Origin of the sequence: Bradyrhizobium sp. BLXBL-01, from assembly GCF_051853025.1 — a bacterium.
GTDB lineage: Bacteria > Pseudomonadota > Alphaproteobacteria > Rhizobiales > Xanthobacteraceae > Bradyrhizobium.
Genome location: NZ_CP182471.1, coordinates 576,529 through 599,299, shown reverse-complemented (window position 1 = coordinate 599,299; position 22,771 = coordinate 576,529). Strand labels below are relative to the sequence as shown.

The window sequence follows — 22,771 nt, the reverse complement described above, 5'->3', positions numbered from 1 at the left end:
GCTGGTGAGGTTCAAAAAGCAATCGCGCGGGCCTTCATCCTAGGGAATGGCCGAGCCTCCGGGGGTGGAACGATTTGCCTATTGCCAAGTTTTCCCGACACCCTTCCCCAAAGGGTAGCGGCTGTCTTTCCCCAAGGGCAGCCCAAGGCCCGGCTTCACCGCCCTGAAGCTTGGGCCTTTTTCTTTAGACGGCGCCGTGCGCCCGGTCCAAAATCCTCCCATTGCCCCCAGAAAAGTTGCTCCTTACGCAAAGCCGAACTCCACCCCGAAGTTAAGAGTAAGTGAATTTTGCTTCGTCCTAACTCGGTATGTATCCTTTGATACCTTGCCCGCCCTTGGCGCCTTGCTAGTATTTCCCCAAAGTGGGGTGGGGCATGGAACGGCTGAAGAAAGCACTAGATCATCTCGAAGTTCCGGACTGTCCGAATTGCCGCATCTCAATGAGGTGGTTTCGCTCGGAGCTACTGCGAGACACTCCGGAACCGCTAGTCGCGCACCTTTTCGTTTGCCCTAACTGCAAGCGGGCTCAACGAACCGACACAAAATTTACGCCGGTTCGTGTCCCGCCTGACAAACTTTCGGCCCCGTTCCGCGTCCTGAGGGGTGGACGGTAAGATGGCCTCAGGGGGCGATTTCGAATGTCGCCTGTTGGCCCGTGGCCGACCTTCACCCGAAATGCCCAACGTCCACTATCCGAAGATGACCCGAACAGAACGATGTGAGCGGGCCAAGGCAGCCTTTCACCCGAAGCGGACGTTTGACCGTCGGATGATGGTCGATTGCACAACTCACAGCTTTCGGGCAATGATCTCCACAGGGGTGATCCGGCCATCAGAGATGCCTTCGCTCATATTGCGGACCATTTCAGGCCGTCGCGCGCCCATCAGCGTATGTACGCCGAGCGCTACCGGCCCTGCGGCCACCTGCGCCCGCTGCCGCGCAAAGTATTCAAGCGCAACGTCGCGTCGCTGACGATCTGACATGAGTTCGAACCCCGCAGTGGAAAGCGCGTCACGGTATTGACTAGGTGACGTGACCGCATCCGCATCCGGTGTGCTTGCCCACGGCACCGGGTAGGACAACGCACCGTTGCCCGTTCGCATCACGTCGTAGATGGCGAAGCGTGCGCATGCGCGCAGGACCCGCCCGACCTCTGCGAAGAGCGCGCTCTTGTCAGCGATGTTCATCCCGACATGCAGCATGTAAGCGGCAGAGAAAGACCCGTTTGCGAAGGGCAACGACAGAGCATTACCCTGTTGCAATGACACGCAATCATGGAGCTGAAGCCATTCGGAGAGCACGTTGCCGGCTTCGATGTAGTCGCGCGTGAGATCGATGCCGGTCACATGACACCCATAGCGGGCCGCGATATGGCGCGCGGGTCCGCCAAGACCGCAGCCGATATCGAGTACGCGATCATCCGGGGTGAGGCCGAGCTGCTGTGCCAAATCGGCGGTTGCGGCACGGCCGCCGATATGAAACTCGTCCACCGGCGCGAGGTCCTCTGCCGTCACCGTGCCCTCGGTCTTTCCGATGCGGGCAAGGCCCTCGCGAATGGCGGCGGTCAGATCTCCGCGCGCGTAATGGTCGGCAACAGGCGATCGCATGATCATCGCACCTTGATGCCGGCTTCTTGGATCACGTTTGCCCAACGGGTTGCCTCCACCCTGATGTGTTCAGCACACTCATCCGGCGTGTCTCCGACCGGGCGATAACCGAGCGCGGCCATGCGGTCTTTGATATCAGGCAGAACAACAAGCCTGGCGATCTCGCGCTGGAGCAGCGCGACGATGTCCTTCGGGGTGCCGGCGGGGACGAGCACCGCCGTCCAGATGTCGGCCGCGAAATCAGGATAGCCGGCCTGCGCGATGGTCGGTACCCCGGGGAGCGCATCCGCTGGGGTCGTTGACGTGATGGCAAGGGCGCGCAGCGCGCCTTCTCTTACGTGCTGCACTGCAGGAGGCAACGCGCCGAACGAAATCGGCGCATGGCCTGCAAGGGTCGATTGAATCGCCTGGCCTCCGCTGGAGAACGGGACGTGTACCATGTCGAGCTTCAACGAGAGCCGGAACAGCTCGCCCAACAGGTGAGGCGGCGTGCCCGTTCCAGGCGATGCGTAGCTGTATTTACCTGGCGTATCCTTGATGGCGTTGATCAATTCGGTAACGGTCGCCGCCGGAACCGAGGGATGCACCGTTAGAACGGTGGGGGCGGTGGCCGCCAGCGTCACGGCATCGAAGCTTTTCACGGGATCATAAGGCACGCTATCGAACAGCGCCGGATTGGCCGCATAGCTGGGTGCCACCGTTAGGATCGTGTAGCCGTCCGCCGAAGCGCGTGAAGCCTGACCGGTACCGACATTGCCGCCAGCGCCGCCGATGTTCTCGATATAGAATTGCTGGCCGAGTCTGTCCGAGAGGCCCTGGGCGATGAGACGCGCCGCGATATCATTGGGGCCGCCAGCAGCGAACGGCACGATGATCCGCACTGGCTTGACCGGATAGGCGGCCGCTCTGCCGAGACACGGCGACACGACAGCGGCGGCAGTCGCAAAGGATGCGCTCAGGAGCTTTCTGCGGCTCAGGATCATCGGTCCACACCTCCTAATGGCTGTAAGCACTATTTTTCATAGCGCCGGACGGTCCTGCGAGCCATAATATCGCAGAGGGGAAATCCATATGTTTTGGATATGGCTATGGAATTAAGGCACTTGCGCTACTTCATCGCCGTCGCCGAGGAAGGCCACATCACCAGGGCTGCCGAGCGGCTCGGAATGCAACAGCCGCCGTTGAGCCAACAGATCAAGGCGATCGAACGAGAGCTCGACGTGCAGCTGCTTCGTCGCAAGGCTCGCGGCGTGGAACTGACCGACGCGGGCTCGAATTTTCTCGACGATGCTCGCGCCACCCTTGCGCAGCTTGAGAGAGCCGTTGAATCGACGCGGCGCACGGCGCGGGGCGAACTGGGGCGTATATGCGTCGGTGTGACTTCGACGTCATCATTTCATCCGCTTGTTGCGCGTTCGATCCGGGCGTTCAGCAGGACTTGCCCGAAGGTATCACTCACCCTGGAGGAATCGCTGAGCAATGAACTGCTGGACGGTTTGCGCAACGAGCGAATGGATGTTGCGTTCATTCGCACAGCACCCGCTGATGCACATGGACTCGCAATCCAGCGGCTGCTCGACGAACCAATGGTGGTTGCCCTCCCGGCCGATCATCAACTCGCGAAAGTCGCGAGGGATAGCGCGATTCCGCTAAAACGCCTTGCACCCGAGACCTTCATCCTATATGGCCCGCCCGGCACGGGCATGTATGATACTATCATCGCTGCATGCAGCGCCGCAGGCTTCAATCCCAACGTTGGCAATCTAGGTGCATCAACGCAGCACGGGCCTCGTATCGGTTCGACGCTGAGCCTCGTTGCGGCCGGTCTCGGGATTACCTTTGTGCCGTCGTCCCTTCAGCGAATGAACATCGAAGGTGTTGCCTATCGGCGGGTCAGCACGTCCATACCACCAACCGCACGCTTAAGTCTGGCAACGCGCCGCGGCGATCCCTCAGCAACCGTGAGACAGTTTCTTACCCTGGTGAGAAACGCCGCGAAAGTGGTCTAGAGCAACGCGGAACGATATCTGCCACTGGCCTGGAGGCGAAGCTTCGATCCTCAGAGCCCATGTGGGGTTTAGGCCCAACTGCGAAGTTGCGCCGCGTCTGAAAGAGGTCCGCCCCTCGCACCAAAGCGGACCAGATTTGCTCAGCCTGAGTCCTTCGTGTTTTGACCCAACTTGGACATTGCCCTAGCCCAAGAGCAGGCCCTGTGCTCCACTTAGGTGCCGTTGTTGGCTGAACGGGAAGGAGACTTGCATGTGAACCCTGTTGATCAGTATCTTTTAGAACTTTTCAACGGTTTCGCGCACCGCTCCCCGATCTTTGATTCGGCGCTAATTTTCTTGGCCGACCAAGCCGTGTTCAAGGGGGCTCTCGTGACATCGCTTTTGTGGTTGGCTTGGTTCCAGCGTGACCCGGACCAGAAGCTGCGCCGGGAGCTGGTTATTTCAACACTTGCGGCGACAGTCGCGGCACTCTTGCTGACAAAGATCACCAGGTCTGTCGTTCCCTTTCGACTACGGCCGATCCATGATCCCGCGGTCACCTTCACGTTGCCCTATAACGTCACGAGTGATTCTTTGTGGAATTGGAGCTCCTTCCCGAGCGACACTGCCGCTTTTGCTATTGCGTTGTCCGTTGGGGTGCACTTGATATGGCGCCGATGGGGCTGGCTCGTGATCTTGTACGGCCTTGTCGTAATTTGCATGCCGCGCATCTACCTCGGCTATCATTATCCGTCGGACGTTGTGGTCGGCGCCCTTATAGGCACTCTCGCCACTCTCACGGTGTGCCGGAAAGAAATCCGGATACCGCTAAGCCGCAGGCTCATACTTTGGAGCGACGACCATCCAGGTGTGTTTTATTGCGCGTTCTTCCTTTTTACATACGAAATTGCAGCAGTGTTCGAGAACACACGGCAAATTCTAACCGCCGTCTGGAAGATGTCCCACGACGCGCTCTAAATCTCCGTCCGTGTTCGGTGGCCCCGCCCGCGCGCATATTCTCGCCTACGGACGGGGGACTTCACTCCGCGGACCAGCCCGACTTCCGCTGTTGGCCCGTGGCCGACCTTAACCCGAAGCGCCGCAACGTCCGCTATCCGTAGATGACCCGAACAGAACGACCTGAGCGGGCCAAGACAGCCTTTGACCCATGCAGACGCAGGGATATTCGGCCAAAATCACTTCTCTAGAAAACGTTTTAGAGATTGGTGGGAGCTTCCTACCATGCAGGACCGATCCTCTCAGCGGCGTCGTATTCTTAAGGCCGGGCAAATCGTGTTCGGCTCATCGGCTGTTGATTGCAGCGTTCGCGATATCTCCGCGACCGGTGCCCGCATCCAAGCGCACGGCCCGCTTTGGTTCCCAGACAAATTCGTGCTCGCGATAACCTCGGATGGCACTTCGAGACGCTGCCATATTATTTGGCGAAAGGACGGTCAGATCGGGGTCGCTTTCGACGAGTAAGGTTCGCCTCTAGGAGGGCCATTCCCTTGAGCCGTTCCCCATGCGGGACGACTCAGAGGCTTGATCTGGCTCAAGCGGCGCGCATCACCCCGCCGGGACATTAAGCCATGCCCGACCCCGACAAACAGACCGAGGATAAGGAAACGAGGCCGTCCCGGCTGGAGGAGGCGCGGCGCATCATTGAGGAGTACGCCGCCGAGCTCAGGGAGATCATCAGACAGCTTCGCCGCAAGATGAATTAAGACCGCCTCCACTGGGTTGAGCTTGCATATCTTGATGGACCGTTCTTGATGCGGTCCGATGGCTGCGTTGGCAACGACAGCTTTCCAACCATCTCGGTCGGCGTTGCATCCAACCACGCTCGCAGCTACTGGTAAGTCAGTTCGCGCTGTAGTTGGATTTTTATGCGCGCAGTCGCGATCTTGAGTTGTTTCACGAAGTATTGCCGAAACAGAAGGCTGATAGAATATATCTTAGGTAAGTGGCCTTGTTGCTTCTTGAGACGACAAAGTCAGCGATCGCAATTCCGGCGCTTCGGGAGCGATCAACGGGCTAGTACAGTCCGAACACTGGTGGCGAAAATTTTCAAACCGACGGGGGCAACGATGCCCGCTATATTCGATCTGCTTTATCGCGAATACTGCCGCGCCCGTCTCGCTGAAATGCGGAAACAGCTCCTGACTGCCGGACAAGATCCTGAAGGCCTAGAAGCCGATTACGATCGTGCTGATCAGGATAGAGTTGGCAGGACGGACACGCAGCACGAGATTGGTTGCGTCGTCCTAAATTGAAGCGAACTGTCCCAAGCCTTTCATTTCGGTTGTGAGGTCTCGCTCGTGACGAAGCACATTTCAAGTCGCAGAGTGACCGCGGTGCTTGTAGTCGCCATATCTGTGGTGACAATCACGCTTGCAGAGACACCGTTGGGAGAGTCCATTGTCGCGGGCATCGCTGCTTCTATTCCGGGCCCATTCCATCTTGCAACGGCAACGACACTTGCAGGTGCAGTGCCTAGCAAACCGCAGCTCGCCCACGCGCCAACAGGTTGCCGGCTTCGATCTGCTCCACTGCAGTGGAAGGTAGCCTGGCTTTTGGGGCCGCCTGCGACTCCATCACGGTGAAATCGTTTGAACACTCATGCCGTCGGCGAATGTCTGCTCCCGACTTCTTACATCCTGAGTTCTCGCGCCCGAGGCCGCAAGCGCTGTCAGGCTCATGTAAGGATAGAGCCTCTTAGGAATATTGCAGATGATGGTCGGCGTGCCGCGCAAGCACTGATTGCAAACCTTCGTATGTAGACGTGGGGTCTTTTTGTTCGTGCCTTGCTCGCTCTGATCGGTGATATTGCCAGAGGCATAGTAGAGGGGCGAGGATGATTACGGCAGCTCGGGAGGCCGTCGACCTGCTAATTCAGGCCAGGGGCAGCTGGCAGTTCGATGATGCACTTAACGGATTGCGTGATCGAGAGTGGATGGCACTGCGATTTCTTGCGCGTGCAAACAGGTTCTCGCGGCCCCCTTCCGCGTTAGCCCAGTTCGTAGGTACAACTCGGCCCACCGCTTCTCAGACTGTCAAGCGTCTCGAAGACAAGGGCTACCTTCAGCGCCGAAGTTCCGATCAAGACAAGCGCTCGGTGATTCTTGATGTAACCCAGCTAGGAGAAAAAACCTCGTAAGCGATCCTATCACACAACTCGTCCATGCCATTGCTACGCTTGAACTTGGCGCAAACAAATTCCGCGATTGTCTTCGAGAGATGTTGAAGCAACTCGACGCGCGCGGTGGTCGTCACCATGCAGATACTTGCAGAAAATGCATCTTCTTGACCGAGGCGGACCCCAACCGCGCAAGCAGAATACAGACTCAGTATATGTGCAGATTCTTCCGGGCCAATCTTGCCGACTCCGAAATCGATCTTCTGTGTTTCAACTTCGAACAATAGTAAGCGACGCCCTCTCAGCCTAGTTATCCCACTTCCGCTTCTGGCCCAATCGCTGCCCAGCGGAATGCTCGGCGGGGCGTCGGCTGTCGGGTGTAGAGCGGAAACTGATTGCAGCGGTCTGAACCGTCGATCTTGGTCCGTAACGGACTCTCCCGCGCAGCGAGCCCGGACCTAACTTAAGCCAAGCCAAACTGTCGCAATTGATCCGGAACGGACAAGATGATCAAGTCTACCCCACGATCTTGCCGCGTGGATCACCAACGCGCATTGGTCGTTCACGTTGAAAAGGCCTGGGACGACTCGCAGCATCGGCGATGCGCCGAGGTCCGTGCGCCAACGTACCTCGCAACGATCAGTCGTCGCGAACGCCGGCCGAGCGCAATCCTTCAGTGTACTTGACCAAGAAGCGGTCGTCCCTACAGAAGAAGAGCTCTCTCCGGGCGGTTCCGGTCGTGTAATCACTCTTGCGATCCATCAAGTCTGCCAAAGCGGCGCTTGCTTGCGCTTCGTCACCAAGGCGTCCTAGCGAAGCGGCCAAGGTGGCATAGGCTCGATACGTCGCGTTCGTTTGGCGCGTCGCTCTGCGGGCAAATTCCACAGCGATGTCGTACTCTCCAAGCGAGAAGTGTGCCCACGAACGGGTGTGGTGGAAGCTCCACAGGTGGCTGTCGCGTGGACTCAATATGGTGGCCTGGTCCAGCAGTGTTTCCGCTTCGATTTGGCGTCCGCACCATAGAAGGTTGAAGCCTTGCGCAAAATAGCCTTGTGCGAAGCTGGGATTAAGCTCCAACGACAAGCCGATCGCGGCGAACGCTTCCTCGTTCTGCCGTGTGAGGCACAGAGCGCGGCCCAGCGCGCAATGGCAGAAGCAATCTAGCTCGTCGAGAGATACGGCGATGCGGGCTTGGTGCAAAGCGGTTTTGAGCCGAGGGCCCCTGGCTTCCGGCGTATCGTAGAGAGAACGTTGAATATTCACATAGCTGAGAGCGCCATGTCCTCTCGCGAAACTCGGATCAGCGGCGATCGACCTCTGAAAGTATTCTTCCGCAATGTCAAAACCCGGCGTCGTAAACCGCCACAGATTCCAGAGGCCGCGCTGGTAGCAGTCCCAAGCGTCCAGGCTTTCCGGCGGCTTGCGAGCCGCCAGTTGCTGTTCCACTTTCGACAGCTCGGGTTCAATCGTGGCGGCAATCTGTCGTGCCATCTCCTCTTGAATGTCGAAGATGTTCAGCAGCGGAAATTCGTACTTTTCCGACCAGAGTTGCTGTCCGTCCGCGGCCCTCGCGAGCTCAGTGGCAATACGCACCGTGTCGTCAGTCTTCCGCACGCTTCCTGACATGACGTAGGTCGCACCAAGTTGGGCGCCCACTTTGCGAGCATCGACGGTGGTGCCCTGGAAGCCGATCGTGGAATGTCGGGAGATCACGGAAAGCCATCGGTTTCTGGCGAGCAGCCGGATGATGTCCTCAGTAAGCCCGTAGCTAAAGTAGTCGTTTTCGGGATCGTCGGAAATGTTTGCAAACGGAAGCACGGCAATTGAAGGGCGGGTGATCGCCTCGGCCTTGATTGCTTCCGAAACGACGTCACCCAAACGAGAAATCTCTGCCTTGACCGAACTCTGCGTTAGATTTTCCGGCTCAGCATCGCTAGGCACAAGCTTCACCACGTCGGCGTCCGAGCTCGGCACTTGTTCGACTTCTCCTACGAAGCGGAAGCCGCGACGATGCAAAGTCTTGATAAAGCGTTGTTCAGTCCCGCTGTCACCGAGCACGCGCCGAGCCCCGTTTATGCGGCTCGAAAACGCGGCTTCCGAAATGATCCGGCCGTCCCAGATGTTGTCGATCAGCTCATCCTTGCTGACGACGCGATCGTGGTTTCGCAGCAGATGAACGATCAGGTCGAAAACCTGCGGTTCGGCGTGAACGGGCGAGCCCCGTCGGCGCAGTTCATGCTGCCCGGGATCGATTTCGAAGTCTGCAAAACGGTATTTCATTACCAACGCCCCTTGTGCCAAGCGGACGAACGACCTCAAGTAAAGGGAAAATAGGAGTTTCCTTAAGGAGTCCACCAAGCAGTCCGGACAAGCGCAATCTACAGAGCGGTGAAATGGCGTTCAACAGGAGAAGCGATATGACCGCCCTATCCCACCAGCCTCTCACCCGTGTTTCGGGCAGCGCAGCGCGCCCAAGCCGACTCGCGTCATCGTTGCTTGCCTTTCGTTTCGCGCCGAAGCCCTCCCTGTCACGCCGCGTTCTGGTCGTAGCCGCTCGGTTAAGACGGGCGACGAACGAGGCGATTGCGGCCGCAATCGCCGAACAGGTCAAGGTTGGGCTGACGGTTCAGCAGTGGCCTGCCGAGACGTCACAACTCGTCCAAAGATCAACTCCCTACAGTCCTCTCGACCAACTGATCGCATGGGCGGCAGCGCGGCTAGACATGGGCCGGCGGGTTTGACGCGCACGTATTCCGAAGATTTTGCAGCAATGGAGATTGACATGACTATGACTTTGCATTCCGACCAGAATTCCGTTTCGGCTACACCGTCCCGTGCGACGAGATTGGCCGCCCTCGTCTACGGCCTGCTCTCGTATGCCGTTTTTCTTGGCACCTTCATCTATGCCATCGGCTTCGTTTCGGGGATCCTAGTGCCAAAGACGATCGACGATGGCAGGATCGCGCCTTGGAGTACAGCCCTGGTGATCAATCTCGCGCTGATGTCGATCTTTGCTGTGCAGCATAGCGGGATGGCACGACGTGCTTTCAAGTCGTTCTTCGCGCGCTTCTTTGCTCCGGCCGTCGAGCGCAGTACCTTCGTCTTGCTCGCGAGTCTTAGCTTGATCTTGCTGTTCTGGCAGTGGCAACCGCTATCCAGCGTTGTGTGGAAAATCGATGGCCCGGTCTTCGCCGGCGCCGTCACCGCACTGGGCGCGATCGGATGGATCATCGTGCTGTACAGCACGTTCCTGATCAGCCATTTCGAGCTGTTCGGATTGACCCAGGTGATCACGCACTTCCTGGGGCGGGTTGCCCAACCCATCAAGTTCAAGACGCCGGGCCTCTATCGTTTGGTTCGGCATCCGATTTACCTCGGCTTCATCATCGCCTTCTGGTCCACGCCGCTGATGACGGTCGGCCACTTCCTCTTCGCCTCGGTCACCACGGGTTATATCTTTGTGGGAATTTGGCTGGAAGAAAGGGATCTGGTCGCTTTCTTTGGGGACGAGTACCGCAGGTATCGCCAGCGAGTCGCAATGCTGCTCCCCGGTCTCTTTTGATCGACTGATATAGTGCTCAACGGCCCGCCGATGTGCGGGCCGTTCAGTAGTAATCCGCGGATCTCTCCTCCCCTGCTCCGGCTGCAGCGCACCTCTATCGCAACAGCAGAAAAAATAGCCGGGCGGGCGTGTGGTACTCGGATGTCCGCTCACTGAGCCAGAGCGGACCAGATTTTCTCAATCTGAGTTCTTCACGTTTTGACCCACTGCAGACCATCAGGCGGGGAGAAGGAGTACTGCTCGGAGGCACCTCTTAACGTGCGGCTGCGAAGATGCGCCACTCCCCCGGAATACCCTTGAGAGACCGGGTGCCGCGGTCCTCGAAGCGTAACCCAGAACCGGCCACCAGATCCTTGACCGTGCTCGATACCAAGACCTCGCTTGCACCGGCAAGGGCCGCAACCCGCGCTCCTATGTGGACAGCGATCCCGCCGACATCATCACCAATCATTTCGCACTCGCCTGTGTGAAGCCCAGCACGAACCTCAATGCCGAGCGGCCTGATTTCCTCGGCAATGGCCGAGGCGCAGCGAACGCCACGAGCTGGACCGTCAAAGGTCGCGAAAAAGCCGTCTCCAGTTGTTTTCACTTCCTGGCCTCGAAATCGTTGGAGATTGCGCCGGATCGTTGCGTGATGATGGTCGAGAAGATCACGCCAACGTTGATCGCCAAGTTCAGCGGCCTTCTCCGTTGAACCCACGATGTCGGTGAAGAGAACCGTTGCGAGGACCCGGTCGACCGGGACCGACGTCCTTGAACCAGTCAAAAATTCCTCGATGGCATCGGAAATTTCGCCCGCGTTTTCTCCGACGTAGAAAATGTGGTCGCTTCCCGGCAGCTCAAAGAGCCGGGCGCCGGGAATGTGCGCCGCCACGTCGCGCCCACCCTCTACACTGACAGTTTTATCCCCAGTCCGGTGGACCACGAGTGTTGGTACCCGAACCGCCGGTAGGATACCGCTGATTTCGATCTGGCTGTTCATCTTCATGAGAGCTTTCACAGCGGCTGGGCTGGCGCCGAGCCGCTCGTTGCGACCCCACCAGTGTTGGAAAGCCGCATCATTGGCGCGAGAAGGCGCGAATTTCTGGACGCTGCCGCCTGTGCCCCATGCCTGCTCGACGTAACCGAAAAACGCCTCGAGTGCTTCGTCTGTCGGAAACCAGTAGGAAAACCGTGAAAAGCTGCCATAGAGCACCAGCGCGCCGCAACGGTCGGGGTAGGTTGCCGCGAACAGGACCGACAGTGGGGCGCCTTCGGAAATCCCGAGGAGTGCCGACTGCTCCATGCCGGCGGCGTCCATGACCGCTCGAAGATCGTCCATACGTTGGTCGAGGCCGGGAAGCTCGACGCCTCGGTCTGACATTCCGGTGCCGCGCTTGTCGAAAGTGACCACTCGGGCGTAGGTGCCCAAACGATTCAGAAAGCGAGCGAGGTCGGGCTGTTCCCAATAGTTCTCTACGTTAGATACAAACCCCGGAACCATAACCAGGTTGATCGGACCAGCACCGAACGACTGGTAGGCGATGTGAATATCGCCGCTCTTGGCGTATTGCGTGACCGGCTGCATGGGCGTCCCTACGGGTTCACCGGGCTTTACCCGGCCGAATTTTGAAACCTGACCTGACGATGGAAAAACGGCAAGCCCCACAATGTCGACTTCTGGCCCATCGCCGCCGCCTTTCTCAGCCGAGAATATGTCGGGCGTCAGAGGTAGACCGGGCCTAACTTAAACCGGACCAAACCGTAGCGATTGACCCTGAACGGACATTTTGAACGTGTTGAAAGGCGCGCGCCTTGGGCGGAGTGCTGGCACATCAGACAATCAGTCTGACGCAGATCGCGAAGGCACTCACTTCGGAATTGGGCAGAGCCTTCGTTCCATTGGCACGAACCCGTCAACATCGAAGTTACGCGAAACATTCTCCGCTCCTTTAACTTAAGTGAATCATGGGGCCTAATTGAAAGGTCGCGATATGGAACCGACCAGTCGAACATCGGGCCACATCGACCGTAAGACTGCCCGATCGATCTGCGACGAGTGGGTGAAAGGTTGCAACAGGACTTATTTCTCGAAGCCTCGCCTCTGCCGCCCTAACCTCGAACGTCTAGTCAATGAATTGCGCAAGCAGGAGCGTCATCAAATTGATGGCGTCAGCGCGTCCGCGGCCGTTTCCTTCATCCCCGGCCATGATGACGCCGGACGAAGTTACGCAGCGAGCGAGCCATTACTGCAGAGCCGGCGAAGAGGCTTCTGACTCGCATTCTCGCTGCCAGTTTCGTTGTTGGCGGACAGTTACATGACGCTGGCAAGAAGCACTTTGGTCTTGGAGCGACCCGGCACGGTCCCTTGACCTACTGGAGCGATCCCGAAAGAATTATGACCGCTAAGTTGGCGGCCTCTTTCATTTCATGGCCGGAATTGTCTACTGCTCGTCGCTGTTGCCGTACGGGCGCGGCCCCATGCCGTCAACAGCGTCGGCGCGCGCCAGCTCAGTTAAAAACTACCTTAGCTTGACCCGGAAGACCGCTGCCGCCAATCGCCGAATACTCTTTGCAAATGGCTTCAGACCCGCCGTGATGAATGCGAAGAACATCATCAGCCATGTCGCGAGCGCGGCGCACCATAGGATTACTTCCAGTATCTCGGGCATAATGCCCTCCCGCCAAATATTGCTTTTGAAAATAAGGGGGCAGTTTTTCTGAACGGAACGGCTGTGGCAAGCTCCGGAAAGTAGCAAGCTAGCTAAGATACCTGAGAAAAGTTGCACTCTCTCGTTTGTCGGCAAAGGTTTTGCTTCGAGCGCTCACCCAAGATTTGGCTGCGGCACATCAGAGACATGAAACGTAGATACGATCGCGCAGGCAGCGCAACCTGCAATGGGAATCGAGAAGATTCAATTCATCTGGTACATGCGGAAGATCAGCGGACTTGCGCTGCTGGGGTGCTTCGCCGGAGCGGCGATCTACATTTTGCAATACCGCTTATTCCACTAAGATGAAGAGGCTGAGTTAGCAGCTTCGGAGCTGCGTAAATTCGTCCTTTCCCTTTTACGCCCGATGTCCCCAATTGGCCCTTAGCCGAACAACGCTGAAACCGTCGGATTGTCGGCTATCGGCAGAGCAGACCGGACCCGGTGCCGTGCTCACTTCGACCGCTGCTTGTGACCCCTTAGCAGACGTTGGCCCTCGGATGATCTACCCCTCTAATTATTGCCTGGGGATGAGGTCACGACCTTGCCCCAGCGAGGTACCTCGTTTGCGACAAATTCGCCGAGAGCCGCCGGTGTCCTCCTTGCGGCATCGGGAATGACAAATCCGATGTCGAGAAGTCGCTTGCGCGTCCCTTCGTCATCCAGTGCTTTGTTCAAGGCGTTGTTTAGCTTGGATTGTATTTCAGGCGTCAAATTCTTGGGGGCGAAGATCGCATTCCAGGTCGAGACGACGAATTGGGGGAGACCGCTTTCCACGGTCGTCGGAATGTTAGGGATGACGTCGGCGCGGTGCGGACTCGCGATGGCGATCGCCTTCAGGGTTCCGCTCTGGATCTGGGAGATGGCGCCGCTCAACGAAATACAACTGAAATCAACTTGGCCGCCCATCAGGTCGTTCATCGCTGGTGCGCCGCCGCGATAAGGGATGCGGCCTGTTTGGATGCCAAGCATTGATTGCAATAGCGTGCAGAAGAGATGGGTAGGCGCTCCGACGCCGACATGTGCTTCATTGACCTTATCGCGCTTTACTCTGAGATACGCGATGAACTCGGCGAGGCTGTTCGCAGGAAAGTCTTTTCGCGTGACGATGACAGCAGGTACTTCGGCTGCGAGACCGATGGGCGCGAAGTCATTGATGGGATCGTATTTTAGGTCCGGATATTGTGCTGGGGCAGCGCCGTGCGTCCCCATGTTACCCATGATGATCGTATACCCATCAGGTGCCGCACGGGCAGCGCGCGTTGCTGCCGTGGTGCCTGCAGCACCGGGCTCGTTGTCAATGATTATGGGCCGGCCCAGCGTCTTTGACATGTGCTCGGCCAGGATGCGAGACAGGGTGTCGTTCGATCCGCCGGCCGCATAGGGAACTATGAGGGTAATCGCTCTCGCCGGATAGTCGGCCCGAGCCGCTCCGGGGAGAAGGGCGAGGCTTGCAAAGAAAAGCGCGAGAAGGCGGCTCATGCGGTATCCTTTCCTCGCTTAAGACTTTCTTTGGTAGGCTAACCTAAGCGCGGTCTTTTAGCTATGAGATGGAAGGGTCGAACCTTATACCTACTGGGGTATGTCATCCCCACATTGGCAATCGCCTAAGAGCGGCTGCGCAGACTAACCCGTGAGAGAACAGACCTGCCTCGGCTTCACGGCCATGACTTAGTTCCGATGACAATGCATGTCTGCTATTGGCCCATCTGCGAAGCCGCGCTGGGTCTCACAGAGGTCCGCTTATCGCAGCAGAGCGGACCAGATTTGCTCAACCTGAGTTCTTCGCGTTTTGACCGAAGCAGACATCGCCTCTAGCCCAAGGGTTGCTCAGCATGCTTTGATGCATCTGCCAAAGCGAACGTCGGGGCAAGCAAATGCGGTACCTAGTGTTGGGTGCGGGCGGCACCGGTGGCTATTTCGGCGGCCGCCTCGCCGAGAGCGGAGCGGATGTTACGTTTCTCGTCCGCGACGGGCGGCGCAAGACTCTTTCTGAGCAAGGGTTGCGGATCGAGAGCCCGTTCGGGGACGCACAAGTAGCAGTCAAAACGGTGGTCGCAGCAGACGTGGCGCCGGTATATGACGGGGTGATCCTAACCTGCAAGTCATATGATCTCGACGCTGCAGTCACTGCAATCGCGCCCGCCGTGGCGTCGAACGGCTACGTCCTCCCATTCCTGAACGGCATTGCCCATATGGACGTCCTGAATGAGAAATTTGGTCCGCACCGTGTGCTCGGTGGCACGGCAAAGATCCAGGCGACGATCATGCCGGATGGCGCGATCCGGCAGTTCAACGACTGGAGAACGCTTACCTTTGGCGAGCAATCGGGGGAGATGACGGAGCGCGTGAGAGCGCTCGCCGCGTTGTTCAAGGCTGCGAAGGGCGTGGAGGTCTTCGCGGTCGCAGATATCGTCCAACGAATGTGGGAAAAGCTGGTTCACCTTTCGACCGCAGCCGCTATGACCTGCCTGATGCGCGCAAACGTCGGTGAGATTGTCCGCACTCCTTATGGCCGTGAGCTATTTCTCGATCAGCTTCATTGTGGCGCGGCGATCGCTGCGGCCAACGGCCACGCGCCTAGTGAGGCCTTCATGAAATCGTGGGAGGAAACGTTCTCCCAACAGGACTCGCAGTATTCGACGTCGATGCTGCGCGACATTGAACGGGGCGGACAGACGGAGGTGGAGCACATCCTCGGCTTCATGCTGAGCAAGGCGGAGAAGGCGAAGATACCGTGCAACACGCTGTTGCTCGCCTACACCAGCGTCAAGGCTTTCGAGCAACGGCGCGCCGCAGGGCGCTTGTCCTGATTGCTTTGTCGATGTCCGGTTATGGCCCGTGGCTGACCTCCCCTGTTGGTTTCGCACGGTCCGCTTCCGAGGGCTGAGCGGAAAGCCATTGCGGAGCCGCCGAGGGCAGCCTTTGACCCAACTCTGCCATTCGTTAGAGTTTCATGTTGCAGTAGCGAACTAGGGTTTTAACCCCATCACAGAACTCATTGGAGTCGATATGATGCGCCCTGAAAATTTTGGGAGCAGTATTCATGAACGACACCACCTCGCAGTTGCTATATTTCTACAATCGGCATCCCATCTCGCGCGACATCATCCTGGCTAAGCTGCAAGCGAGCCGCGGTCATCTCGATAACCTGCGACCGGGAGGAATTGTCTCCGCACGACCAGGATCATTACGGTGGCCTCAAGGCCACGGATGAACTGGCGCGGCAAGCTAAGATCGGCTCAGGAACGCGTGTCGCCGATTTTTGCGCCGGACTTGGCGGCACCGTGCGTTACCTTGCCTACAAGTACGGAGCCAATGTCACTGGAATCGAATTCACGCCTGTGCGCGTGGCAGGCGCTCAGGATCTGACCAAGCTCGTTGGCCTTCAGGACGTGGCGCGAATCGTCGAAGGCAACGTGATGGACGTTCCGCTGGCAGACGCGAGCGTCGACGCCGTCGTGAGCCAGGAATCATTCTGTCACGTGCCTGATGTGAAAAAGGCGGTGATGGAAGCTAAGCGTATTCTGAGGACTGGCGGTCGATTGGCCTTTACCGATTGGGTAGCCAATGAACCGCTATCAGCCGCGGATGCTCAACTAATGTGGGACGGGATGGCAATTCAGCCACTCCGTTCGATTCCCGACTATCGTCGCCTGGTTGAGGGTGCTGGCCTTGAGGTGCTTTCGGTCACAGACTTGACCGATGAATGGGGCCCGATCCTCAAGGATCGTCTCGCGATGTACCAACGTTTGCGCGAAGAAGCGCGACAGGCTGGAACACCGCTCGGACACGATGCATTTCATGAATCTTACATTCGATTTGTCGAACTCGTTCAACAGCGCAAACTAGGGGGCATTAGAATCGTCGCGGCGAAATAGGTCGCGAGCTGCTCTATGTGATTTGTTGCGGTGCATATGTCGCTTCCTGGCCGTGGCTGACCTCAGTCCAGAGCGCGGCGAGGTCTGCTTCCGAGAGATGATCCGACCATGGGCATGCCGGCTGCCGAGGGCAGCCTTTGACCCATTGCGGGCTCAGTGGGAGGACTGAGTACGCTCTCCCGTGCCATCTAATCTGCCAGTTCAAGCCTTGCCTCAACATTCGAGCCGGTCCGAGCAAGCCGACGTATCCGCGTGTCCTCCATCGCTAACGCAAAGTCGCGGATTGTCTCCTTGATCTCTGGTGCGAGATTAGTCGTGTTCACGCCCCTGATGATGAAGGGAGGTTTGAGGGCATTCATACCGCCGCCGAAGATTGAGTCCAAAAAAGCCGCCACCATGTCGCCATGCCATTCTGGGGCTCCGATGGCGGTCTTTAGCGCTGAACGAAAATCGGAACTGGTATTCCAACCGCCAGCATCAAGTTCAATTGTGATAAGCGACATTGGTACGGCCTACATCTTCGGGACGCGGATCGCGGCACACGACAGCTTCTGATCCGAAGCGAACATTTGATGTTGGGATGCACCCTTGTTGCTACTCCGTTTTTTGACTGGCTGCTCTCGCGGCAATCAACATCTGTTCGACAAGGCCGTCGAACTCTGACTTAGCGATTGGATCAGTCGCGCACATTTCGTCATAAGATTTATTGTATGGCTTCCACCAGCCGCGGTGAGTTCCGGCTTTATGCAGGACGCGCGCTGCCGCTTCAACTTCCGCCAGTGTCGGACGCGGTTGCATTTAATAGCCTCTCAGAGCGACGGTGGCTCCTTCAGACTAGATTTCCGATGCCGCCTCCTGGCCCATCGCTACCGTTAGTGCGTCGCGCCGAGAAGTCCGGAGTCGGGGGTAAACCGGTCGCGCCCGACCGCCGGTCAAATCGGAGCTTGTGACCCAAAGCCGAAGTCGGATCACCGGCAGCTTTCGCTCAGTCGATCACCTCGTCGGCCAGTGCGAGCAATGCAGCCGGAATGTTCAGGCCCAGCTCGCCTGCTGCCCTGGAATTGATTACCAATTCGAACTTGGTAGGCTGTTCGACCGGCAGCTCTGCGGGTTTGGCGCCTTTCAATATCCTGTCAACGTGGCTTGCGGCGCGTCGGTAAAGGTCGGAGAGGCTCGGCCCGTAGCAGATCAAACCGGCGACCTCGGCAAACTCCCGCGTTGGGTACACCGCCGGCATTCGTCGATCCCTTGCAAATCCTGTGATGCCGCGCCGGTTGGAGAAATTCCAGGGATTGCGCGCCACGAACATTCCCTGCAACTGTTCGCGGGTTATCAGCCCGAATGCATCTTCGTAGTTCGACGGCGTATGCTCGGCATGAAGCAACGTGATACCGAGTCTCTCCGCTGCACCGCGCACGCCAATTGCGGCCGGACTTTCCCAATCGAGCTTCAGCCCCAGATAGGCCACGCGGATCGCATTTGGTGCGACCTCGCGCAGCAACTGCAATCTCTTTGCTTCAAACTCCGGTCCCGTGTTGCCTGAGAAGCCTGTGATGTTGGCGCCGGGATGAGCGAGACTGGCCACGAGCCCCTGCGCCGCCGGATCGGAGCTGTTGGCCATGACGATGGGCACAGTTCGCGTCAACCGCTGGAACGCGTGCGCGACCTCGTTGGCGCCGCCACCGCCAGCCAGGATAACGTCGGGCGACGTCTCGAGGACCCGGGCCGCGATTTCATCGATTTGTCCAAATTTCCCCTCGGCCGAGTAAAATGCGAACGTCATGTTCTTGCCGTCCAGGTAGCCAAGCTCGCGCAGGCCTTGCAGAAAGGCAGTGACAAGACCTTTCCAGGCATCCCCCTCTTTGGCGTCGAGATATTGGCCGGTCGGAACGACGAAGACGATCCGATAGACCTTGCTGGCGGCTCTCGCCCGAGGCAGGCAGAGCGCAGACATAACTCCCCCGATCATGGCGATGACGACGCGGCGCTTCATGGGACATTCCGATCTCTCGAACAAATTCCGTCCCGTGCGGAGTTTGCGAGCACGAAGCCTACTACGGTTTAGCGTCGCCATCCATGTCAGTTCATGGCCCGTGGCCGACTTTTACTCCCGGCCTCGCAAGTGTCCGCTTCCGAGAGCTGAGCGGAATAGCATCGCGGATCTGCCCAGGTCAGCCTTTGACCCGAAGCGGACTTTGAGGCCTAGCCGCTCCCCGCTTCTGTGTGGTTGAATGACCGAGCAAAACGAAGGCGATGCGATATGGACAAGCTCAGCTTTCACGATCCGCTTTTTCGTACCTATGCGATCGCTGCCTCCATCATGGTTCTCAAAGCTCTCATGATGTCGTGGTTGACGGTTGTTCGGATGATGCAAGTAAGAGGCGGATTTCGCTCACCCGAGGACATCAAGAAGACCATCCTCAACCCACATCCAAACTCAGAACAACTAGCACCAAATGAATATGTGGACCGCATCCGGCGAATTCAGCTGAACGATCTCGAAAATTTGCCGTTTTTCCTAGTCGCTGGATTCCTCTTCATCTTGACCGAGCCATCAATAGCGCTCACGCAATGGCTGCTGTACGGTTACGTGGTCTCGCGGCTATTGCATTTCGCCGCATATTTCACGGCAAGGACTCACGATACGCGCGCAACACTCTGGACGGTGGGTTCTCTAATTCTAATCTTTATGACTTGCTGGACGCTGATTGTTGCTTTGCGTCAATGATGTCGCAGCCACTGGGCCCGTCGCATGTAAGTTCGTATCCAACGAGCCATGGGCAGAAGCATCCGCCCGAGGTCCGTTCACCGCTCCTCAACGGACATCCTGCGATAGCATAGCGCGTTGGGCTCCGTTCCTTTGGCACTCTCAAGGGATTGACTGCCAAACTAGTAAGGAACAACCTATTTTACGTCGTCACCCCGCGACCTGCCTTCAATGCTAACACGAGAAGAACATCTTACACGGAGCAAGGAAGCTGCGCTCGCGCTTCTGAGCGCCGGCCGTATGCGCGAGGCGGTTTCTTCGATAATGACGGATATCGTCAAGAGCCAAAGCAGCGCATTGCCTCATGAAATCCATGCATTTGGCATCTGTGCTGCCGCGGCTGGCGACACGAGTGCGGTGCGAGAGTACATCGAAGGCTTTATCTGATATCTCTCGGATCTATGTCTGCCTTTGGCCCATGGCTGACTTCCCTCTCTCTGTCTCACACCGTCCGCTTCCGAGGACTGAGCGGAAGGCCGTCGTGGAGCGGCCGAGGGCAGCCTTTGACCCATCCCTGCCATATCCCACGGCCGAGAATATGTCGGCTGTCAGAGGTAGACCGGACGTAACTCGAATCGAGCCAACCCGACGCGATTGACCCTACGCGGTCCTCGAATCCAAAGGATTCGTTGTGTTAGATGGTGCGCACCGCAATTTCTGAGATATCATCCGTTTGGCGGGACGTCTGGTACTCGATGCATCTTTACTGTGTGCGGGGCAGCAGCAGGAGGTGAGACCATGGCCACCAATGCTTTGTCGGATCTTACGCGGCTGATTAACGGTTATCAGATCTCGCAGGCTATTCACGTGGCGGCCCGGCTTGGCATAGCCGACCACCTTAGTCGCGGGCCCCTAGGCAGCAACGAACTTGCTCAGCTCAGCGGATCGCATCCGAGGACACTTTATCGGCTCTTGCGGGCGCTGGCTTCAGTCGGTGTTTTCCATGAGGCCGAGAACAAAACGTTCTCGCTCACCCCGATGAGCGAGTGTCTTCGTTCCGACTCGCCGACTCCGCTCGACGGCTGGGCCGCATATGTTGGCCGACCTTATGCCTGGCAGGCCTGGGGCCATCTTGAACACAGCGTCTGCACCGGCGAGAGTGCCTTTCGGCATCTCAACGGTCAGAGCGTATGGGAGTATCGCAGCACCCGCCCGGATGAGAACACGATCTTCAACCGAGCCATGACGGCCAATTCACGCGGCGCGATCGAAGCTATTATCGCCGCCTACGATTTCAGCAGCTTTCGTCGCGTCGCGGATATCGGGGGTGGTGAAGGCCAACTGCTGGCGGGAATTCTCGGAGCAAACAAGGGCCTGCGCGGAACGCTGTTCGATCAGCCGCACGTGGTTGGCAAGGCGGCCGAAGTTCTGAACCAACATGGTGTCGCCGACAGATGCGAAATCGTCGGAGGCAGCTTTTTTGAATCCATCCCGGAAGGGGCTGACGCCTATGTGATGCGGGCGATTATCCACGATTGGGACGATAAGGAAGCGATTTCTATCCTGAAGATATGCCGCCGCGCTATGACCGCTGATGCCAGATTACTCCTCATTGAACGTGTGGTGGACGCGCCGAACGAGGGGCCGATCTCGAAATTCAGCGACCTCAATATGCTCGTCATGCTCGGGGCGCTTGAACGGAGCTACGACGAGTATTCCGCGCTATGTCGAACGGCCGGATTTGAGATGCGCGGCACAGTTCGTGCAGGCTCGCACTTCCAGGTCATCGAGGCAGTTCCAATTTAGACTGAGCCAGTGCGGGTCCTATCTTCACGGCCGGAGGGTCTGCATCCGATGCGCTTTCACAACCTGAGGTCTGGTTATGGCTCGAATGCGAAGTTCGGGCGGCGTCCTCAGTTGTCGGCTTATCGGGGTGGACCGGAGGCAATCGGCCGACCTTCCAAACGACGCTCACGACCCGTAGCAAAACTTCGTTGCGACGACTCGCTATAGTCTTGGGTTGGTGTTCATGATCAAATGTGACGTTTCAACCAGTACGCAGTTCGGGGCGAGGTATGAGGCGACGGGAACTATTGGTCATTGCCATTCTTGGTGCAGCAAATCTTCCTCGGTCGCTTCGGGCTCAGCCTATAAAGGGAAAGATAGGTTATCTACATCCCGTTACGACAAATCGAAATCACATTACCTTCTCAGTGCTTCAGGCGGAGTGGCGTCGCCTCGGGTACGTTGAAGGGGAGACTGTTTTGACCCGTTCCGGCGAAGGCGAATTGCAACGACTTCCCGAGTTGGTCCGAGATTTGATCGGCAAGGGAGTCGGCGTTCTTATTGCCGTCGGAGCGCAAGCCGTCCGCGCCGCTTCTAGCGTGACCTCAAACATTCCAATAGTGGCTATCGATTTGGAGACTGACCCCATCCAAGCGGGACTAATTCGCAGTGTGGCGAGGCCCGGCGGTAACGTCACCGGGCTATTTCTGGATACGCCTGTCCTTGCCGCCAAGTGGATTCAGCTCATGCGCGAGATGGTTCCAGCTTTGGACCGTGTTGCTTTTGCCTGGCAACCATCTGCGGGAAGAAGCCAGCTAGACGTGGCGCTCCGCGTTGCCGAGAACTTGGGGGTCGAAACGACTGTCCTGGAATTTAGCGTCAACGACGATTTCGTCAGCCTACTTTCGGCTATCGCAGGACCAAAACGCACCGGGATCATCCAGCTCTCGGGCCCTGGTATTACCCCTGTTGCAGAGAAATTTGTTGCCGCCGCCACGCAGAATAATCTGCCAACACTTTCGTTCCTCGGTGAAGCGGCAAGGCGCGGATTCTTGATGAGTTATGGCCCCAGCCAGAGAGACTATTTTCCTCGTGCGGTTCAACTGGCTGATCGAATATTGCGAGGCGAGAAAGCAGCTGACCTCCCGGTGGAGCGTCCCTCGAGGTTCGAGTTCATTGTGAATTTGAAGACAGCAAGAGCGCTGAATCTGACTGTGCCGCCGAGTCTACTGCTTCGGGCCGACGAGGTTATCGAATAAAGATCCGTTGCTGGGCCTTTAGCGGACATTTGTCGGAGAGCCCGCCAATTGTCTTTTTTGACTCACTGACGACTTTCCGGCCTCAAAGCAGGCGTGAGTTCGTGGTCGTCTGTCCAATCAGGATCGTGCGGCGCGGTTTGACACTTCGAGCTGTAG

21 protein-coding genes are annotated in these 22,771 nt (G+C 57.8%); 12 read left to right on the top strand and 9 right to left on the bottom strand.

Annotated features, from left to right (window positions below; all coding sequences use genetic code 11):
• Positions 1-788: 788 nt before the first annotated feature.
• On the bottom strand, positions 789-1,652 hold the full coding sequence (locus ACNJYA_RS02810) for a class I SAM-dependent methyltransferase (protein WP_439402005.1): 864 nt from the start codon (positions 1,650-1,652) through the stop codon (positions 789-791).
• Positions 1,610-2,590, bottom strand: coding sequence for a Bug family tripartite tricarboxylate transporter substrate binding protein (locus ACNJYA_RS02805; RefSeq protein WP_439402004.1), 981 nt, complete (start codon positions 2,588-2,590; stop codon positions 1,610-1,612). Before ACNJYA_RS02805 ends, ACNJYA_RS02810 begins: the two co-directional genes overlap by 43 nt.
• A gap of 120 nt (positions 2,591-2,710) precedes the next feature.
• On the opposite strand from ACNJYA_RS02805, the gene ACNJYA_RS02800 reads away from it, so the two are divergent.
• From ACNJYA_RS02800 to ACNJYA_RS02780, 5 genes are all read left to right on the top strand, one after another.
• Positions 2,711-3,616: a LysR family transcriptional regulator gene (locus ACNJYA_RS02800; RefSeq protein ID WP_439365316.1), complete on the top strand. Its 906-nt coding sequence runs from the start codon at positions 2,711-2,713 to the stop codon at positions 3,614-3,616.
• Positions 3,617-3,868: 252 nt separating this feature from the next.
• Positions 3,869-4,573, top strand: a complete 705-nt coding sequence (locus ACNJYA_RS02795; protein WP_439365315.1) for a phosphatase PAP2 family protein — start codon at positions 3,869-3,871, stop codon at positions 4,571-4,573.
• A 264-nt stretch (positions 4,574-4,837) separates the two neighbouring features.
• Positions 4,838-5,077: a PilZ domain-containing protein gene (locus tag ACNJYA_RS02790; protein ID WP_439402003.1), complete on the top strand. Its 240-nt coding sequence runs from the start codon at positions 4,838-4,840 to the stop codon at positions 5,075-5,077.
• 107 nt (positions 5,078-5,184) lie between these two features.
• Positions 5,185-5,319 carry a hypothetical protein gene (locus tag ACNJYA_RS02785; RefSeq protein WP_439402002.1) on the top strand — a complete coding sequence of 45 codons (135 nt, stop codon included), beginning with the start codon at positions 5,185-5,187 and terminating at the stop codon, positions 5,317-5,319.
• A 1,130-nt stretch (positions 5,320-6,449) separates the two neighbouring features.
• Entirely contained in the window at positions 6,450-6,752 is a 303-nt protein-coding gene (locus tag ACNJYA_RS02780; RefSeq protein ID WP_439402001.1) for a MarR family transcriptional regulator, read from the top strand.
• On the opposite strand, the gene ACNJYA_RS02775 is transcribed toward ACNJYA_RS02780, so the two are convergent.
• Together ACNJYA_RS02775 and ACNJYA_RS02770 are read right to left on the bottom strand one after the other, a co-directional pair.
• Positions 6,695-7,015 (bottom strand): hypothetical protein, encoded by a 321-nt coding sequence (locus tag ACNJYA_RS02775; RefSeq protein ID WP_439403530.1) that lies wholly within the window; start codon positions 7,013-7,015, stop codon positions 6,695-6,697. The genes ACNJYA_RS02780 and ACNJYA_RS02775 overlap by 58 nt on opposite strands.
• A gap of 355 nt (positions 7,016-7,370) precedes the next feature.
• Positions 7,371-9,011, bottom strand: a complete 1,641-nt coding sequence (locus ACNJYA_RS02770) for a winged helix-turn-helix domain-containing tetratricopeptide repeat protein (protein WP_439402000.1) — start codon at positions 9,009-9,011, stop codon at positions 7,371-7,373.
• 502 nt (positions 9,012-9,513) lie between these two features.
• On the opposite strand from ACNJYA_RS02770, the gene mddA reads away from it, so the two are divergent.
• Positions 9,514-10,293 (top strand): methanethiol S-methyltransferase, encoded by a 780-nt coding sequence (gene mddA / locus ACNJYA_RS02765; protein WP_439401999.1) that lies wholly within the window; start codon positions 9,514-9,516, stop codon positions 10,291-10,293.
• A 253-nt stretch (positions 10,294-10,546) separates the two neighbouring features.
• Here mddA and ACNJYA_RS02760 read toward each other — a convergent pair whose 3' ends face one another.
• Together ACNJYA_RS02760 and ACNJYA_RS02755 are read right to left on the bottom strand one after the other, a co-directional pair.
• On the bottom strand, positions 10,547-11,860 hold the full coding sequence (locus ACNJYA_RS02760; protein ID WP_439401998.1) for an adenylate/guanylate cyclase domain-containing protein: 1,314 nt from the start codon (positions 11,858-11,860) through the stop codon (positions 10,547-10,549).
• 1,636 nt (positions 11,861-13,496) lie between these two features.
• Positions 13,497-14,465, bottom strand: coding sequence for a Bug family tripartite tricarboxylate transporter substrate binding protein (locus tag ACNJYA_RS02755; protein ID WP_439365311.1), 969 nt, complete (start codon positions 14,463-14,465; stop codon positions 13,497-13,499).
• Between the two features lie 395 nt (positions 14,466-14,860).
• Between ACNJYA_RS02755 and ACNJYA_RS02750 the strand changes: the two genes are divergently transcribed.
• Positions 14,861-15,796 (top strand): 2-dehydropantoate 2-reductase, encoded by a 936-nt coding sequence (locus ACNJYA_RS02750; protein ID WP_439401997.1) that lies wholly within the window; start codon positions 14,861-14,863, stop codon positions 15,794-15,796.
• Between the two features lie 354 nt (positions 15,797-16,150).
• Positions 16,151-16,864: a class I SAM-dependent methyltransferase gene (locus tag ACNJYA_RS02745; protein WP_439401996.1), complete on the top strand. Its 714-nt coding sequence runs from the start codon at positions 16,151-16,153 to the stop codon at positions 16,862-16,864.
• Positions 16,865-17,052: 188 nt separating this feature from the next.
• On the opposite strand, the gene ACNJYA_RS02740 is transcribed toward ACNJYA_RS02745, so the two are convergent.
• The 3 genes from ACNJYA_RS02740 to ACNJYA_RS02730 all read right to left on the bottom strand — a co-directional run bounded on the left by ACNJYA_RS02740 (position 17,053) and on the right by ACNJYA_RS02730 (position 18,857).
• Positions 17,053-17,367 (bottom strand): hypothetical protein, encoded by a 315-nt coding sequence (locus tag ACNJYA_RS02740; RefSeq protein ID WP_439401995.1) that lies wholly within the window; start codon positions 17,365-17,367, stop codon positions 17,053-17,055.
• 91 nt (positions 17,368-17,458) lie between these two features.
• Complete coding sequence (locus ACNJYA_RS02735; protein ID WP_439401994.1) at positions 17,459-17,662, bottom strand: hypothetical protein; 204 nt, start codon at positions 17,660-17,662, stop codon at positions 17,459-17,461.
• A 187-nt stretch (positions 17,663-17,849) separates the two neighbouring features.
• Positions 17,850-18,857 (bottom strand): ABC transporter substrate-binding protein, encoded by a 1,008-nt coding sequence (locus ACNJYA_RS02730; protein ID WP_439401993.1) that lies wholly within the window; start codon positions 18,855-18,857, stop codon positions 17,850-17,852.
• Positions 18,858-19,124: 267 nt separating this feature from the next.
• Here ACNJYA_RS02730 and ACNJYA_RS02725 point away from each other — a divergent pair, with 267 nt between their 5' ends.
• From ACNJYA_RS02725 to ACNJYA_RS02710, 4 genes are all read left to right on the top strand, one after another.
• Positions 19,125-19,592: an MAPEG family protein gene (locus ACNJYA_RS02725; RefSeq protein ID WP_439401992.1), complete on the top strand. Its 468-nt coding sequence runs from the start codon at positions 19,125-19,127 to the stop codon at positions 19,590-19,592.
• 303 nt (positions 19,593-19,895) lie between these two features.
• The gene (locus tag ACNJYA_RS02720) at positions 19,896-20,018 is read left to right on the top strand and encodes a hypothetical protein (RefSeq protein ID WP_439401991.1); all 123 of its coding nucleotides are present in this window, start codon (positions 19,896-19,898) and stop codon (positions 20,016-20,018) included.
• 351 nt (positions 20,019-20,369) lie between these two features.
• On the top strand, positions 20,370-21,377 hold the full coding sequence (locus ACNJYA_RS02715) for a methyltransferase (RefSeq protein ID WP_439401990.1): 1,008 nt from the start codon (positions 20,370-20,372) through the stop codon (positions 21,375-21,377).
• 458 nt (positions 21,378-21,835) lie between these two features.
• Complete coding sequence (locus ACNJYA_RS02710) at positions 21,836-22,615, top strand: ABC transporter substrate-binding protein (protein ID WP_439401989.1); 780 nt, start codon at positions 21,836-21,838, stop codon at positions 22,613-22,615.
• Positions 22,616-22,771 lie beyond the last annotated feature (156 nt).